The sequence below is a fragment of the Thalassobacillus hwangdonensis genome, from assembly GCF_042675915.1.
Classification (GTDB): Bacteria; Bacillota; Bacilli; order Bacillales; family Halobacillaceae; genus Thalassobacillus_A; species Thalassobacillus_A hwangdonensis.
In genome coordinates, this window is record NZ_JBHTKL010000005.1 from 335496 (window position 1) to 350697 (window position 15202).

Sequence of the window (15202 nt, forward strand, 5' to 3'; positions counted from 1 at the left end):
ACCGCGCTGAGGGACTGTCCCCACTTACGTTAATGTGCTAAAGAAACAGCGCCATAGCTGCTTGGTATCCGAAATATATGCCGAAGCCGATGAGGACGAATCCAGATAGTATGGATACGATGCGAAGTACTGAGGGTTGCAGGGCTCTTCTCGATCCTGCTGCCGCTCCTGCCACCACCGTATCCCATAGGATGATGCCGACGAAGATGCCCATGCTGTAGAGAATTACGTGAGCTCCTTCTTGGGTACTCGCAGTTTTTGCAAGAATTGAACCATAGATGCCGAGCCAGAACATAATGTTGAGCGGGTTCGAGATCGCGATGAAAAACCCCGTTCGGAATGCCTTGCTTTTATTGGTACCATCCCTTATATAATCAGGAGATGTGATTGATCCGGCTTTCAGGATTGTTTCAACGCCTGTATAACAAAGTATAAAGAACCCGAATGCCCAAAGGAATGTTTTCAGCAGAGGAGTGTCAACAAGCTGGGAGAGGCCGAGGTAAATCATCAGCATATATACAGCATCCGCCATCATTGCGCTGAATCCGGTCAGCCATGAGGACTTGAAACCGTAGCGTATCCCGTTATCCAATTGAGCCGCATTGACTGGTCCTATCGGGGCTGCCAAGGAAATTCCCAATAATACATAAGTGAAGAATATGCTCATGCCTGTCCACCTTTCCACGTCTTTAAAGCATGTATATTCTTCATGGCAGGCAATTAGTAGGTTAGGCATGAAAAAACTGGACAACCATATGGAGCGGCTGTCCAGTCTAGCGTTAATGTGTCTGTTGTGGGACGGTCGTATAGCTGCCAAGCATCTGAGTCATGTCCTGCTGGGCAAGCTGAGGCACTTGGTAGTAGCCATTTTTGTTTTGATAAAGGAAAATTTCATAGCTCATCTCGATGAAATTCGGGACACTATCTGCGACTACACGGCGCAAGACCGGGTTTGTCATTTCGAGTGCTGTCATGGAAAGTAAGGAAGCGAGTGCTTTCGTCTGGCCTAGCATGTAGGCGGAGAGGCCTTGATCAGAGAGATCACTCACTGACTGGTTCGGTTTCTTTGGCTGCCCTGGCGTGATGCCATAAGTAACGGTATCGTTGGTCTGTGTCATTTGATATTGCTGGGTGGGAACGGTTGGATCCTGCCCTGATTGAAAACTTTCAACAAGCGTATTGTACATTTGTGTAGTGAAGGTAGATTGTTTTTGAAGAATTTGTTTCAGCTCAGGGTCTTGGATATGCTGGGCGTACATTTGGTATTGATCGAGCATGCTGATGATGCCGGCAATAACCTCATGCGCATCGAACAGTTCATGTCCGCCGTGGTTAGGGTTTGTGGTCATACCAGGGTTTGCAGCAGGTGCAGGATTCTGGTTCATCTGTTGTTGCATCTGATTTGTATTTTGATTCGGTTGTTTCACAAAAATACCCTCCTGTAAAATAACATTCACCACCTATCCTGCCCCGAACCTTAGGAAACATGTACCCTATAACACTTCACCGTATTACATCGGTGAGGGACTGTCCCTCGCCGGTTTAAAGCGCTAAAGTCAATGCGTTTCGAGTGTCTGCATGAGGATATAGGAGACGCGTTCGTCTTTCAAAGCGAATTCCAGGCTCACCTTATTTTCTTTATCGAAATATCCGAGGATTTCAGAACCTGTGTCCTCTCTTATGTAATAATTTTCACCTAATATCTCTATTACTTTATCCATCTTATCTCCAGGAGCAATGCCATTATTCAAAGCATGGCTTTCTAAGATGATAAAACGGAATACCTGCTGATTTTTGATACCGAATTCAACTTGATCATATATGAAGTATTCAGCTGGCGGTTCCCCAACTTCATCAACCTGATCGGGTTCACCGAATGTATTGATCATTTCAGACTTACTAGAAGATACGCCTATACCATCAACCGTTATTCCAGTAAGCTCAGTGGAATCTGTCTCATCGTAGTAATCCATTTTTTCCTTTGCAAAGGCATCACATCCTGCCAATACCATCAATACCACACATGCTAACGAAATAATTAACAAACGTTTCACTTCAATCAACTCCTGCTAGATACTTAGTAAAAGTATATACATAGAATTACTATGTATCAATATAAAAATAATAGCAGCTGAAATCAGCTGCTGTACTTATTTCTTCAACAAGTCGATAAAGTGGCTCAAAACCCTTGCGGTAAGCCCCCAAATCACTTTATCACCATAGATATAGAAGTACTCCTCAATCCTGCGCGCCTGCCAATTGTAATTTTCACCGCCTGGAATGAGATCCAAAGGAAAATCTGGGTCAGGCTTCGCTTCAAATTGGACATGATGAATATCCGGTTCATTTTCCATGAAAAACGATAGAGGCACGGTGAATACTTCGCTTACTTCTGCAGGGTTCCGCTCAATATCTGTTTGGTGGAGGAACCCGGCGTATGGATAAATGATCATGCCGAATGGGGAAATCAGATAATCCAGAGCGTGGACATTGGAAAGCTCATCAGCACTTATTCCCAATTCCTCTTCAGTTTCCCGGATGGCTGCCGCTCGCGCCGTTGAATCCGCAGCGTCGATTTTCCCACCTGGAAAACAGATTTCACCCGGTTGTCGTCTCATGTGATGTGCGCGCACTTCAAAAAGGACATGAATCTCTCCGTCTTTTTCAATAAGAGGGAGGAGGATGGCAAATTTGCGAAAATGTTCGCTTCCAAGCACTTTCGGTTCATGCTCGGAAAGCTTCGCTACAATCGATTCGAAATTCATACGGTCATCTCACCTCGCAATGTCTACTAACACTATATCAAATTTATCGAATGCACACATTACTGCAGTTTTGAATAAAAATGTAAAATTAACTTTACAAAATGTATGGTTAACTTTACAATTAAATTGGAAGAAAGTTGAAGGGGCGCTGATATGGAAATCAAAAATCGAGTGAAAGAATTGAGGGCAAGAGATGGTTTGACGCAAGGGGCATTGGCGGAAAGAGTGAATGTCACCAGACAGACCATCGTCGCTTTGGAAAAAGGAAGCTATGTACCATCATTGCTGCTAGCAATGAATATCGCACGCACATTTCAATTGCCTGTGGAGGAAATTTTCTTTTTAGAGGGGGATAAAGGATGAAGATCATGAAGAATGTACTTATTACGCTGGTCACTTTGCTATTATTCATCTGGGCATTAATCGAATTTTACGGGGCATCAATCGACATATCCATGTTCTTAGAAGACCCTGATCGGGAGTACTTGTTCGAAATCAAACTGTTACCGTTGATAGTTTTTCTGCTCTTCGGTGGCTGGCTTGGATTCATTTCGATTCAAAAAAAGCGCAAGAAACACTCCTGGAAAAATGTATTATTGCTTCCGGATGAATTCGAAGAAACAGATGAAAGGGAAAAGCAACTCACCGCCCAGGCGTGTCGCTCCGCTTATATCAGCATGATGTACTCGTTTCCAATCATCAGTGCGTTACTGCTGTTGTATCCATTCGTTTCAGAAGTGGTGCCTTATTATCCGCTACTGGTATTCACCCTGCTCCCACTCACCCAGATCATCACCTACACCGTATCATGGAAAAAGAACTTCTAACCAAGCTGTGGCTGCACCCCTGCACCACAGTAAAATTTCACCGTATTGAGGGACAGTCCCCCGGCACGTTAACGCTTCAACGCAAGTAGGGACTGTCCTTTCATTGCATTTCTCAACTCAAACGTTCATTTTTCAATAATTTTCTAAAAATTACAACAAAATATTAGTAATTACATAATCTCCATTGTATAATTGTGGTAGTGTTTTGGTAGTGGGTCTTTATTCATAAAAGTTAAACATAATTTGAATTTTTTAGGAGGAATTGTGATGAAAAAGTTCAGCTTAGCGTTATGTTCAACTATTTTTTTACTGGCCATGGTTTTTGGATTGGGGACGACAGTATTTGCAGAAGTCGACAAAGATGTAGCTAAGGCTTTGGAAGAAATTGAGAAGACCAATGAAGAGATTGACAAAGAGATTGGAAAAGCAGTAGAAGAAGCTGACAAACTCCAAGCGGAATACCTGGAGGATATGAAAAAGATCGAACTTGGGAAAGAACTTGCTAAATTGAATGAGGAAAAAGAAAAAGTCCTTGCAGATTTGGCTAAAGAAAAAAACGATGAGAAGAAAAGAGCCAAATTAAACGAAAAACTTGAAAAGATCGAAGAGAAGCAGCAAGAGCATAAAGAAAAGATGGATCAAAAAATCCAAGAAATAAAAACTGAAATCCAATCTGTTACAACAGAAATGATGGAATCTGATGGAAAAGATAAAGAAAATCTTGAGAAGAAAATTGAAAAGTTGAAAGAAAAGCTTTCTAAAAGAAATGAAAAAATGACCGAAAAAACAGATAAGTACACGGAAGAATTGGAGAAAGTGATTACTGACGTCTATGATGATACGCTGGAAATGTCGCAAAAAACGATTGAGAAAGCCGCAGAAAAAGGCGTCATTGCAGAGTGCAGCTGGAAACTTGTTCGCTTTGCAGATAAATGGGTATGGATTGATCCAATCAAAGTAGTAGGAGTAAATTAATCGTTTGACCCAGGTACAGATCAACTAAAAAAGAGTTCTAATTTTGAGCTCTTTTTTTTCATGAGGTGAGAAATTTGGAAGGCTTCAACATAGGTAAAAAAGGTTCTGCTTTAGAAAGAGTAAAATACGATCATAACGATATCTCACTTCTCACTTATGGAGATGGAATCGAAGTTCTTAGTCAAACCATTAATAAAGGTCGCTTGTTCTATGTTTATCCTTCTGATAACCATGAAATTTTGGAGTTCTATTTCTTAGTTTCGGGTAGAATCATCTGTGATATGAATGATGGGAAAGTTACATTAGGTCCTGGAGATTATTTCACCATCAGAGGAATCGAAGAACCGATTCATTTTGAGGTGGTGGAAGACGTGACTTTTCTTTGCGTAAATACAGAACAGCAATTCATGCACATTAGTAAAGGGATCTCTGATCTAATGGACATAGTAAAACAGGTGGAAAGAAAAGATCGTTACACGTTTCAACATAGTGATAGGGTAGCTAATTATGCAGTGAAAATTGCTAAGAAGCTGAAGTTGAGAAAAGAAAGCCTAGTGAATTTGACGAACGCATCCCTGCTCCATGATATCGGTAAGATTCACACACCTGAAGAAGTATTGAACAAGCCGGGAAGATTGACGGAGGAAGAATTCGACTTAATAAAAAAACATCCTGGCGATGGTGCAAAGATGATTAAGGAATCTTATTATCAGGAACTCGTTCCTATTATTGAGCAGCACCACGAGCGACTGAATGGAAGCGGCTATCCTAATGGACTCAAGGGTGACGATATCGTTTTGGAGGCACGGATCATAGCCGTTAGCGACACGTTTGATGCCATGACAGAAGATCGTTCATATCGCAAAGCTTTTACCAAAGAGTATGCTTTAAATGAGATAAAAAGCATGGCGAGATCACATTATGATCCAACTGTAGTGGAAGCATTCGAAGTCGTGTTAAACGAAGATAAAATTCTATAAAACTTAAAGCTGCTCTCTATGCATAGAGAGCAGCTTTTTTATGCAGTTCATGCACCATCACAGTAAAATTTTACAGAAGTGAGGGACTGTCCCTCATCGCTTTTAAGCGTTAAAGGATCTTAGTGAATCCAGGGTTGCTGGGATCCCTTGTTCATAAGGGGTGGAAGGGAGTTCCCCGAAATGTGCCTTGTATTTTTCGCCGCTCAGCACAACAGGGGTTTTATTCAAATAATACATTTCCACGTATTCTCTCATCATTGGATTGACCCACCCAAGCAGGCGGATCATCGGTTTTGTTATTGTACCGACTTTCTTTGTGTATTCTGTATTCGCTCGTACTATTTCAATGACTTCACTACCCGCTATTGTTCGTGATCCTGGCACATTCCAATTTTGTCCGTAAGCACTTGTTTCTGAAGCAATGTTCACCATCGCTTTCGCCCCGTCGGGAGTATAGATGAATTCCCGTTCTATCGAATGATCTCCCATATATCCGGCTCTTTTATTTCTGACAACATAATTGAGTGTATAGTTCAGTAACGAATTCCCTGCATGAGGACCATAAAAATCAGGGAAGTGGGCGATGCAATACTCCACACCTGAACTTTTCACTTGCTCTTCCAGTTTTAAGCGAAGTTTTCCTTTTTTCGTATGAGGAGCTTTCCTATCTGTTTCTGCTACTTTTTTATCAGTTATCATCCCGTAGGCATAAATGTTATCCACTATCGCAAGTTTTGCGCCATTTTCTTTCGTGGCATGCAGAATGTTTTCTATAAGTACCGGCTGATTTACAGCCCATTCAGGATAAGGAATGTTGATGGCGTGAAAAATCACTTCATGACCTGCACAAGCTTCAGACAAGCTCTCTTTATCGAAGACATCTCCCTCATGGATCTTGATTACTTTTGAATTTCCAAATAGTTTTTGCAGCTTCTCCTTATTTCTTGCAAATGCAGTAACTGAAATCCCTCTACCAGCTAATTCGAGGGTCAGAGCACTCCCCATCCCGCCGGTAGCACCTAAAACAATTGCTTTTTTCATCACTTTTCCTCCCTATTTGACCATTGGTCAATAATGTGTAAAAAATTATTCTTGCAGTATCCCTGCAAGAATATCTTCTGCATAAGTTTCAGCCATGGTTCGTACCTCATCGTATCCTTCCACTTTGTGACAGTAGTGGGACACAAAACCGTGTAGCATTAGAAAAACAGACCAGATTTTCTGAACGGTTAGTTTGGTCGAGGTGAGACTGTAAATCGATTGTGCAAACTTGTCGTAGCTTCGATTCGGACCTTCTTCGAGGTAACTTTTCAAGTCCTCGTCTTTGGTCATGAACATGACATCGTAATGGTGCTGGTAGGTAAGACCGAATTCGATATAACCGAGCAGGATCGCTTTGAGCTTTTCTCTGTTGGAAAGATCAAGATCCAGAATTCCTTCCATTGTTTGATCCAACTTGGCGAAATCCAGTTCCACTAAGGCGAAGAACAGTTCAGCTTTATTGTTGAAATGATAATAAATGGAACCGTGACTGTAGCCGAGCTCCTTTGCTATCTTTCTAAGAGTTACTCCTTGAAATCCTTGCTTAACAAATAATTCACGTGCGGTATCAAGTACAATTTCTCTAGTTAGTTCCTGTTTCACTGCTTTCCTAGGTGCCATAATTACTCCTTTAGATTTTATTGACCGTTGTTCAATTAAAATTATATACCATTAATTTTATGCTGGTCAAGAGAAGAGAAACCAAATCGGCCTCAAGACGGAGTAGTTATCATTCTATAGTTTGTATATTATGGGATGCTTCTATGATTAAATAATGATAGAGGGAGATCTTTAATAGTGTATAGATTGTTAGAAGAGTAGGGTAGACTTGTTGATGAGAACCATCTGAAATAAAAACTAGGTTATATGTGAACAGCCCCCTGTTCTCTATATAAACGAAAGACCTGCCATCCATCAGCATGGCAGGTCTTTTAATGCTTTAACGCAATGGGGGACAGTCCCTCACCGTTTTAACGTGATGAGGGACTGTCCCTGAAATATCTTCTAATTTAGAAGATATCGCTTTCATTGTTTTATGAAAATAGTTTCTGGGAATGCCTCTGAGTGAATCACATCGAAGCTGATTACATCAAGCAATTCGGAGGTACCCTTATGACGAAAGGTAAAAGCATACATGCGTTGGTCATCCTCATGTTCACACAGTTCATTTCAGGTGGCGTGACCAACACGAAAGGAATCGTACTCGACCAGGTGGAAAATGACCTCGGCCTTGATATGAGTGAATTCGGACTCGTCGTATTCATATTTCAATTAGGTTTTACACTCGCAAGTTTAATCATCGGTTATTATACCGATAAAAAAGGTCTCAGACTGATGACAATCGTAGGATCCATCATTATGGGTCTCGGCTTTTTCGGAACAGGGATTGCACCGAATATCCTGTTTTTCCTAGGATTTTATATGATTGTCGGATTCGGCCTCGGCGCACTTGGCGTCGCATCGAACTCGATTATTCCTGTCGCCTACCCGAACAACCAGAATCGGATGTTCAACTTTGCAATGGGTATATACGGTCTTGGTATGGTCGTTTTTCCACAGTTTCTCAACTATATGTTCCAGTTTGCTTCCTGGCGCTATTTTTACATTGGTATCGCCATCGCATTGATCGCAGTCATCATCTATATTACGACGGTAGCGTTCCCGGATGGTAAGGTGGAAAAAATCGACCTGAAGGCATTCATCCCGATGCTGAAGGATGCTCAATTCGTCTTCCTGCTGTTTTTCCTTATGTTCGAGGTTTCTGCAGAAGTGTCGTTCATGAACTTTTTCCCGTCTTACCTGAAATCACTTGATTTGGGAGTTGGCACGGCAGCGAAAGAGGATATGGTAGCAACGATTCTTTCGATCTTTTCGATCTTCTTCATGATTGGTAGACTTGGTGTCGCTTATTTGACGAATTGGATCAATGAGCGTCTGATCCTGATCACCTTCTCGGCAGGATCCTTGATCATGGTTGGTGCCGGGTTCCTTGTTGCAACAAGCTTTCCATACCTGTTTGCAGGCGCGGGGCTGTTCTTTTCTACGTTATTCCCGACAGCTACTGCTTTTGGTACAAAAATTTCAAAAACAGGTGGATCCGCGCTGGGTCTAATTTACATTGCAGCCGGAATCGGTGGTGGACTCGCCGGTTACATCGTCGGTGTCGCATCTGAAATATTCGGCATGGCTGGAGGCTTCAGTGTCGTCCTCATTTTCCTTGCGCTCATGCTGCTTACCTCATTCTTTATGAATGCAGAAAAATCGAACCAGCACCAAGCAGGCTGATCCAACTATGATAAAATCGGGATATTGAGTAAAAAAGGCAGGTGAGCAAGTGGAGCTGTTCCTATTCGCCCTCATTATCCTGATTGCATCCATCTTACAGACAAGTACAGGCTTCGGCTTCTCGATTCTCGCGACACCGTTCCTGCTGCTGTTGTTCGAACCGAGACAAGCCATCCAGATTAATTTGATTCTGTCGCTTGCCATATCCATTGCACTGATCGCAAAAATTCAAAAAGACATCGATACCGCTGTTTTGAAACGGTTCATCATTGGAAGCCTGACAGGTCTTCCTGTCGGCATCGTTCTTTTCCTGCTGGCAAATATGACATCAATGAAGCTGGCGATCAGCGTGGTCATTCTTGTTTTGACCGTGCTGTTGCTGCTTAACTTCCGCATACGCCAATCACACAAAAGAGATACAATCGCTGGCTGGTTCTCAGGCTCTCTCACTACAAGTATAGGGATGCCCGGGCCGCCGCTGCTGCTTTATTTTTCCGGAACGGATGCTAAAAAGGAAAAATTACGCGGTACGACGCTGGCGTTTTATTTGTTCATCTATTTCGTCAGCCTGCTCATTCAGGTGATCTTCGCCGGGACCGATGCCACCGTATGGAAGTCAAGTGGCCGCGCATTGCCGCTTGTGATTGTAGGACTATTTCTCGGACAGGCACTCTTTAAAAGAATAAGCCAGAAACTCTTTCGCCTGTTCACCTATGCAATTCTTCTATTTACAGGCATCTATCTACTGATCGACACCATGTAAAAAACTCCCCTCACGAAGGGGAGTTTTCTTTAAGTTTCACCTCATAAAAACGCATGCCTTTCATAATGCCTTTCACCTCAAACAAACCATCAAGCACGAGTGTCCTTAATCTATACTCCAGATATGCATCGCTCACATCCTGCTCCGCTTCTCCTAACACCTGTCCGATAATTCGTGCTGCACGGATGAATTCATAGCCTTTTTTTGAGTGGAGTTCACGAGCAACCTCAATCAGCGCCTCGTCAAAATAAGCTTCTGAGACTTGCTTGATTTCTCCATCCTCGCTAATCCGCAGCACAGAATCGGCAATAGATAGTTCCTGCCATTCTGACACCAATTCCACTCTCTTATCCACTGTTAACGGATCAGCATTCACATGCTCGAATATCCCATGCAGTTTATCTGGTGAAATTTCACCCAGACGCTGAGGTGTGAAATCAATATTCGGTTGCTGGTATTCCTGAAAATACCCTTTCACGGCATCCATCACAAAAATCGGATGATGGCTTGCCTCAAACAGTTTCATGATAAAACGTAATCCGATTTGTTCATTGGCGCTCCCAGTCATCCAAATATATATCGGCATGTCCTCAGGGGTTGCCTGCAACTCCCTCAACGTATCGTCAAATTGAAAAAGATAACGGTCAATATATTCTTCGTCATAATTGATGTGATTTTTCAGCCACTCAATCCGCTGTTCGCGACCTTTAACTGTATGTAGTTCAGTCAATGGCCCGATCGATAATTTATCATCAAGACCAATGACTTTTTCCTTGTCATCATTCCTTAATGCATGTTTCAAACTGCCAGCAGAACTTGCGCCAAATGTAAGATGAACGCGCCTGTACTTATCATAGCTTTCGGGCTTGAACTGAGCTTCATAGACGCGTTCCAGGTCATCGAATGACCTTTCAACATCCCGGACGAATCCGTCATTTCCATACTTCGGATGGGAGGTGCGATCCAATCCCAACTTAATATGTAGGAGCATCGTTTTTGCCTCTGCTTCAGAGATCCCTTCCAGCACTTTCTTCCACTTATCGATCATTACGTCACTCCCTTAAGGCCGGTACCCGTACATGAAACCGAACACGAATAAATAAAACACGAAAAATAACAGCATAGGTAGGATGGAGACACCAATCCACACTTTTTTCTGTGTCGTCTTCGCCTTCTCAAACCATCTCAAATAAGCAATGAACACCACTACAGCGAGCGGCAGTAAATAAAGCCAAGCCGCAACGTCGACCCAGGCAGAATTTTTATCCCAATACTCTTCAGGTACCGGAGTTCCTCCAAACTTGGCGCGTATCCACTCCCGAACGCTGGCGAAAACAACCGTAACAAGTAAAAAGTAGCCAATCACGATCCCTTTCATTCGTTTGGAAAAACTGGTGCGCTGCAGCAACAAAATAATGATACAGATTAATCCGAGCAGCCAGAAATATTCCATCCAATTCCCTAATAGATCCTGCACGTCAATCACCTCCAAGTCTATTGTACGAAAACTGAAGCCAATACGTTTCAGTCATAAAAAATAACCCCACTTGGAGGTTATTTTTTCAATAATAAATACATGAAATATGGTGCCCCGATCAATGCGACCATGATACCAGCGGGCAAGCCTTCTGGTTCCACGATGTTTCGGCCGATCGTGTCTGCAACCATCAACAGCCAGCCACCAATCAGGATGGCAACCGGAATGAATAACTGGTTACGTGGTCCCACGAGGCCTTTGGCAATGTGAGGCGCCATCAGTCCGATGAACGCGATGCCACCAGTGACGGATACAGCGGAAGCGGCAAGCGCGACCGCTGTCAGCAATAGAATGATGCGTTCTTTTTCAATCGATACTCCAACGCCGACAGCGACAGGCTCACTCACCCCTAGCAGATTTAATCGGTTCGCCTTATATAGGGTGAAAGGAATCAGCACGATCAACCAAGGAAGAAGTGCCAGGATGAAAGGCCAGTCGGTTCCCCAGATGTTACCCGCCAACCATTTGGCGATGAAATCGACTTTTTCCCGTTCGGCAGAGGAGATTAGCACGATCATCACGCCGGAGAACGCCATCGAAAATCCTACACCCGTCAAAACGAGGCGAACCGGCTGAAGTCCGATATTCTTTCTGTATGAAAATGCGTAAATCAATGCAGCTGTAATCAATGCACCAACAAAAGCAACGGCAGGGAGCAGGTAGACAAACGAGCCCGGTTCAATCGGGAAAAATAAAAAGAACACAGCAATCGATACACCAGCACCGGAATTAATTCCGATCACTCCTGGATCAGCCAGGTCATTCCGCGTAATCCCCTGCAGAATTGCTCCTGATAACGCGAGCGCCATCCCTGCCAGCAAAGTAATGATAATACGTGGCAGACGAATTGAAAATAAGATGAATTCTTCTTTGAATGTGCCATTTCCAAGCAACGTCGGAATCAGTCGGTCATAGGAAAGGGAAGCATACCCGATTCCTGAACTGAACACGAATGTTGCCAGGATAAGCAGGATCGTCACGGCGATGATGATCCGTTGTTTCCGTAAAAGTGATGGGTGGATCATGAGAATGCATTCCCTCCTTTACGTACGATGATTAAAAAGAAGGGAAGCCCCATCATCGTGACAATCGCAGCGACCGGTGTTTCATACGGGGCATTGATTGTCCTGCCCAATGTATCAGCGAGCAGCATGAAGGTTGCTCCAGTGACCATCGACATTGGGATGATGAACCGGTAGTCCGTACCGACAATGGCGCGTACGATATGCGGAATCATCAGTCCGATGAACACAAGGTTTCCGACAAGCGCAACCGAAGCACCTACCAGCAATACGATGATGATAAAGAGCAGGGTCTTGATCGTACGGATTTTCTGACCCAACCCTACTGCAACTTCTTCATTCAAGCTTAGAACAGTCAATTGTTTTGATAACATGATCGCAATGAGGATACCTATTATAATGATTGGGACGATGATCTGCAGCTGTCCCCATGTCGTGCCGATGATGCCCCCGGCCGTCCACATCGAAACATCCTTTGAGATTTTAAAGTAAATCCCGATTCCTTCTGCTATGGCATACAAAAAAGCGGATACCGCTGCCCCAGCAAGCACAATGCGGAACGGGGAAAACCCGCCTCGCTTCATTGCACCGATGCCGAACACCATCACGGCACCGACAGCGGCACCAATAAAGCAGGCGATCATGATGCCGAAATAATTTGCAGTCGGGATGAAGGCAAGCGTAACTGCCAGTGCAGCGTTCGCCCCGGCAGTCAAGCCGAGCAATCCAGGATCAGCGAGCGGGTTGCGGGTAATTCCCTGCATGATGGCTCCTGCGACAGCCAATGCTGCACCGACGAACATCGCCCCGATTTCACGCGGCAGCCTCAGCTCGCGCAAAATCGTGATTTCCGTACTGACCGCGTCGGAGGTCAATGCCAACCAGACGTCCCGAAGCGACGTATCCGCCGCTCCGAACACCATTGCCACCGTGAACATCCCGGCAAAAACAATCAGCCCAACAACCATCTTAAATAAAAATGTCATCGAAAAACCCTTATATACACTCATCATACTCATCTTTTCTATAAAAATATTTGTTTATCTAAAGGGATGGGTTTCCAATAGTCAATCGTAATAAAGGGGGAGGGAAAACGGGGAGACTCCTGCGGAAAAACGTACGAGAGAGACCCCGCAACGAAGTGAGGAGGCTCGAACGTGCGCCCATGGAAAGGGAGTGGTTTCCTTGACCGCCTTATCAACTATATGATTGGAACTCTATCCAGATAGAAAAGAGGAATTCTATGAATAGAACTCCTCTTCACCAATCATTCTCCCAAAAACTTTTCCTTAAAGAACTCCAGCTGGAACTCCAGTGAAACAGGATCATTGAAGTAGAATTCCTTCGCATTCGCTTCAAACACCTGATCATTCTTCACAGCAGGAATGTTTTTATACGTATCTGTTTCCTGGAAAGAGTTGTCCGTATCCGGGTTCTTACTGAAGATTAGGTAGTCACCTGCGTATTCAGGCAGCACTTCCGCTGACATCGCATAGAAACCATCCTTCAACGCCATTTCTTTTACTTTTTCAGGCATTTTCAGCTTCATTTCCTGATAAAGGATCTCCGTTCCACGCGCCCAGTTATCACCGAAAACATACAGCTGCTTGTCGAAGTTTTCAATGACAGAAACGGTTGCATCTTCGCCGATTTCAGCACGGATATCATCTCCGGCCTGTTGTGCACGAGTTTGGAAATCTTCTACCCAGTCACGTGCTGCTTCTTCTTTGTTCAAAAGTTTACCAATTTCGATGTGCTGCTCCAAGTAGTCGAGTTTACCGTACGTGTACGTTACCGTAGGGGCAATCTCTTTCAATTTATCGATGTTCTGAGTGTTGGAAAGTCCAATGATCAAGTCTGGCTCAAGCTCGATGATCTTCTCAAGGCTTTCAGCTGTCACTTCTTCTACGCCTTCCAATTCTTCAGCGAAGCGTGGATTCATTTTCGACCAGGAATCGACACCGACCATATTGACGTCAAGCGCCATTACGTTACCTGCAAAGCTTGATAGTACGATGACTTTCTCAGGATTCGTCGGTACTTCTACGGGACCATTTTCAGATTCATAGGTGAACGTTTCCGGTTCTTTTTCTTTCGCTTCCTTGTCTTTCTCTTTTCCTGTCGTCTCGCTGCAAGCGCTCAGAATCAATACGAAAACTAGTAAAACAGGGATGAATAATTTCTTCATTGCTGATTCTCCTTCAATAGATTATAAGATACACACATCGGTTTACCGGTGCGAGGATCGCGACCGATTTCCGCATCGATGTGAAAGACTCTTTTCAAGACATCATGCTGGATGACTTCCTCACAGTCACCAGCCTTCACAACTTCACCATCCTTCAACGCAATGATGTAGTCAGCGAAGCGTGCAGCCTGGTTCAAATCGTGGAGCACCATCACAATCGTGCGCTCCTCGTGAATGTTCAGCTGCTGCAATAATTCAAGTATCTCGAGTTGATGGGCCATATCCAGATATGTAGTAGGCTCATCAAGGAAAATGATCTCGGTTTCCTGTGCAAGGGCCATCGCAATCCAGACACGCTGCCGCTGTCCACCTGACAATGCATCGACAGGACGATATTTGAATTCCTTCGTGCCAGTTACTTCAAGTGCCCAGTCGATCATTTCATAGTCACGCTTCGTCAACCGGCCGAAACCCTTCTGATAAGGAAAGCGTCCGTAGGAAACGAGTTCACCAACGGATAGACCATTGGCACTTTCGGGCGTCTGAGGGAGGATCGCCATCTTCTTCGCCAGCTGCTTCGTATTTTCTTTGGATATCGTTTCGCCATCGAGGACGACGTTGCCTGATTGATGTGGAATGATTCTGGTAATTGCCTTCAACAGGGTCGACTTGCCACAACCATTGGCGCCGATAATGGTCGTGATTTTTTTGTCAGGGATAGTGGTTGATAACCCTTTGACGATCCGTCGTTCATCATATCCAACATCCAGATTAGTAGTATAGAGGCGAGTCATGCAGGATCCTCCGATTCTCAATAA

18 protein-coding genes are annotated in these 15202 nt (G+C 43.9%); 6 read left to right on the top strand and 12 right to left on the bottom strand.

Annotated elements, in window-relative coordinates; translation table 11 throughout:
- Window positions 1-37: 37 nt before the first annotated feature.
- The 4 genes from ACFQ2J_RS11155 to ACFQ2J_RS11170 all read right to left on the bottom strand — a co-directional run bounded on the left by ACFQ2J_RS11155 (window position 38) and on the right by ACFQ2J_RS11170 (window position 2765).
- Window positions 38-667 carry a LysE family transporter gene (locus ACFQ2J_RS11155; protein WP_386060108.1) on the bottom strand — a complete coding sequence of 210 codons (630 nt, stop codon included), beginning with the start codon at window positions 665-667 and terminating at the stop codon, window positions 38-40.
- Between the two features lie 112 nt (window positions 668-779).
- A complete protein-coding gene (locus ACFQ2J_RS11160; protein ID WP_386062468.1) occupies window positions 780-1397 on the bottom strand; it encodes a spore coat protein in 618 nt (205 codons plus the stop codon).
- 159 nt (window positions 1398-1556) lie between these two features.
- Window positions 1557-2054: a hypothetical protein gene (locus ACFQ2J_RS11165; protein WP_386060111.1), complete on the bottom strand. Its 498-nt coding sequence runs from the start codon at window positions 2052-2054 to the stop codon at window positions 1557-1559.
- Between the two features lie 96 nt (window positions 2055-2150).
- Window positions 2151-2765: an NUDIX hydrolase gene (locus ACFQ2J_RS11170; protein WP_386060114.1), complete on the bottom strand. Its 615-nt coding sequence runs from the start codon at window positions 2763-2765 to the stop codon at window positions 2151-2153.
- Window positions 2766-2918: 153 nt separating this feature from the next.
- Here ACFQ2J_RS11170 and ACFQ2J_RS11175 point away from each other — a divergent pair, with 153 nt between their 5' ends.
- The 4 genes from ACFQ2J_RS11175 to ACFQ2J_RS11190 all read left to right on the top strand — a co-directional run bounded on the left by ACFQ2J_RS11175 (window position 2919) and on the right by ACFQ2J_RS11190 (window position 5547).
- A complete protein-coding gene (locus ACFQ2J_RS11175) occupies window positions 2919-3128 on the top strand; it encodes a helix-turn-helix transcriptional regulator (RefSeq protein WP_386060117.1) in 210 nt (69 codons plus the stop codon).
- A complete protein-coding gene (locus tag ACFQ2J_RS11180; RefSeq protein ID WP_386060119.1) occupies window positions 3125-3592 on the top strand; it encodes a hypothetical protein in 468 nt (155 codons plus the stop codon). The genes ACFQ2J_RS11175 and ACFQ2J_RS11180 overlap by 4 nt, the downstream gene beginning before the upstream one ends.
- Before the next feature lie 267 nt (window positions 3593-3859).
- A complete protein-coding gene (locus ACFQ2J_RS11185; RefSeq protein WP_386062470.1) occupies window positions 3860-4567 on the top strand; it encodes a hypothetical protein in 708 nt (235 codons plus the stop codon).
- Between the two features lie 65 nt (window positions 4568-4632).
- Window positions 4633-5547, top strand: a complete 915-nt coding sequence (locus ACFQ2J_RS11190; protein ID WP_386060122.1) for an HD-GYP domain-containing protein — start codon at window positions 4633-4635, stop codon at window positions 5545-5547.
- 102 nt (window positions 5548-5649) lie between these two features.
- Here the strand turns inward: ACFQ2J_RS11190 and ACFQ2J_RS11195 are convergent, their stop codons facing one another.
- Window positions 5650-6588: an SDR family NAD(P)-dependent oxidoreductase gene (locus tag ACFQ2J_RS11195; RefSeq protein WP_386060125.1), complete on the bottom strand. Its 939-nt coding sequence runs from the start codon at window positions 6586-6588 to the stop codon at window positions 5650-5652.
- A gap of 45 nt (window positions 6589-6633) precedes the next feature.
- Window positions 6634-7209, bottom strand: coding sequence for a TetR/AcrR family transcriptional regulator (locus ACFQ2J_RS11200; protein WP_386060127.1), 576 nt, complete (start codon window positions 7207-7209; stop codon window positions 6634-6636).
- 492 nt (window positions 7210-7701) lie between these two features.
- Here ACFQ2J_RS11200 and ACFQ2J_RS11205 point away from each other — a divergent pair, with 492 nt between their 5' ends.
- Both ACFQ2J_RS11205 and ACFQ2J_RS11210 read left to right on the top strand, forming a co-directional pair.
- Window positions 7702-8874, top strand: a complete 1173-nt coding sequence (locus tag ACFQ2J_RS11205; protein ID WP_386060130.1) for an MFS transporter — start codon at window positions 7702-7704, stop codon at window positions 8872-8874.
- A 49-nt stretch (window positions 8875-8923) separates the two neighbouring features.
- Window positions 8924-9637: a sulfite exporter TauE/SafE family protein gene (locus tag ACFQ2J_RS11210; protein WP_386060133.1), complete on the top strand. Its 714-nt coding sequence runs from the start codon at window positions 8924-8926 to the stop codon at window positions 9635-9637.
- 10 nt (window positions 9638-9647) lie between these two features.
- Here ACFQ2J_RS11210 and ACFQ2J_RS11215 read toward each other — a convergent pair whose 3' ends face one another.
- The 6 genes from ACFQ2J_RS11215 to ACFQ2J_RS11240 all read right to left on the bottom strand — a co-directional run bounded on the left by ACFQ2J_RS11215 (window position 9648) and on the right by ACFQ2J_RS11240 (window position 15178).
- A complete protein-coding gene (locus tag ACFQ2J_RS11215) occupies window positions 9648-10685 on the bottom strand; it encodes a DUF1835 domain-containing protein (protein WP_386060136.1) in 1038 nt (345 codons plus the stop codon).
- Between the two features lie 12 nt (window positions 10686-10697).
- Window positions 10698-11114 (bottom strand): hypothetical protein, encoded by a 417-nt coding sequence (locus ACFQ2J_RS11220; protein ID WP_386060139.1) that lies wholly within the window; start codon window positions 11112-11114, stop codon window positions 10698-10700.
- A 77-nt stretch (window positions 11115-11191) separates the two neighbouring features.
- Window positions 11192-12199, bottom strand: a complete 1008-nt coding sequence (locus ACFQ2J_RS11225) for a FecCD family ABC transporter permease (protein WP_386060141.1) — start codon at window positions 12197-12199, stop codon at window positions 11192-11194.
- On the bottom strand, window positions 12196-13182 hold the full coding sequence (locus ACFQ2J_RS11230) for a FecCD family ABC transporter permease (protein WP_386060143.1): 987 nt from the start codon (window positions 13180-13182) through the stop codon (window positions 12196-12198). The genes ACFQ2J_RS11225 and ACFQ2J_RS11230 overlap by 4 nt, the downstream gene beginning before the upstream one ends.
- A gap of 281 nt (window positions 13183-13463) precedes the next feature.
- Window positions 13464-14384 carry an iron-hydroxamate ABC transporter substrate-binding protein gene (locus tag ACFQ2J_RS11235; protein WP_386060146.1) on the bottom strand — a complete coding sequence of 307 codons (921 nt, stop codon included), beginning with the start codon at window positions 14382-14384 and terminating at the stop codon, window positions 13464-13466.
- Window positions 14381-15178 carry an ABC transporter ATP-binding protein gene (locus ACFQ2J_RS11240; RefSeq protein WP_386060149.1) on the bottom strand — a complete coding sequence of 266 codons (798 nt, stop codon included), beginning with the start codon at window positions 15176-15178 and terminating at the stop codon, window positions 14381-14383. The genes ACFQ2J_RS11235 and ACFQ2J_RS11240 overlap by 4 nt, the downstream gene beginning before the upstream one ends.
- Between the last annotated feature and the right edge of the window lie 24 nt (window positions 15179-15202).

Excerpts from the sequence above, each read along its gene's own strand:
- ACFQ2J_RS11195 (WP_386060125.1), bottom strand. The coding sequence starts at position 6,588 with ATGAAAAAAGCAATTGTTTTAGGTGCTACCGGCGGGATGGGGAGTGCT.
- ACFQ2J_RS11155 (WP_386060108.1), bottom strand. The coding sequence starts at position 667 with ATGAGCATATTCTTCACTTATGTATTATTGGGAATTTCCTTGGCAGCC.
- ACFQ2J_RS11205 (WP_386060130.1), top strand. The coding sequence starts at position 7,702 with ATGACGAAAGGTAAAAGCATACATGCGTTGGTCATCCTCATGTTCACA.
- ACFQ2J_RS11235 (WP_386060146.1), bottom strand. The coding sequence starts at position 14,384 with ATGAAGAAATTATTCATCCCTGTTTTACTAGTTTTCGTATTGATTCTG.
- ACFQ2J_RS11215 (WP_386060136.1), bottom strand. The coding sequence starts at position 10,685 with ATGATCGATAAGTGGAAGAAAGTGCTGGAAGGGATCTCTGAAGCAGAG.
- ACFQ2J_RS11170 (WP_386060114.1), bottom strand. The coding sequence starts at position 2,765 with ATGAATTTCGAATCGATTGTAGCGAAGCTTTCCGAGCATGAACCGAAA.
- ACFQ2J_RS11185 (WP_386062470.1), top strand. The coding sequence starts at position 3,860 with ATGAAAAAGTTCAGCTTAGCGTTATGTTCAACTATTTTTTTACTGGCC.
- ACFQ2J_RS11175 (WP_386060117.1), top strand. The coding sequence starts at position 2,919 with ATGGAAATCAAAAATCGAGTGAAAGAATTGAGGGCAAGAGATGGTTTG.
- ACFQ2J_RS11230 (WP_386060143.1), bottom strand. The coding sequence starts at position 13,182 with ATGACATTTTTATTTAAGATGGTTGTTGGGCTGATTGTTTTTGCCGGG.
- ACFQ2J_RS11225 (WP_386060141.1), bottom strand. The coding sequence starts at position 12,199 with ATGATCCACCCATCACTTTTACGGAAACAACGGATCATCATCGCCGTG.
- ACFQ2J_RS11180 (WP_386060119.1), top strand. The coding sequence starts at position 3,125 with ATGAAGATCATGAAGAATGTACTTATTACGCTGGTCACTTTGCTATTA.
- ACFQ2J_RS11200 (WP_386060127.1), bottom strand. The coding sequence starts at position 7,209 with ATGGCACCTAGGAAAGCAGTGAAACAGGAACTAACTAGAGAAATTGTA.
- ACFQ2J_RS11240 (WP_386060149.1), bottom strand. The coding sequence starts at position 15,178 with ATGACTCGCCTCTATACTACTAATCTGGATGTTGGATATGATGAACGA.
- ACFQ2J_RS11160 (WP_386062468.1), bottom strand. The coding sequence starts at position 1,397 with ATGCAACAACAGATGAACCAGAATCCTGCACCTGCTGCAAACCCTGGT.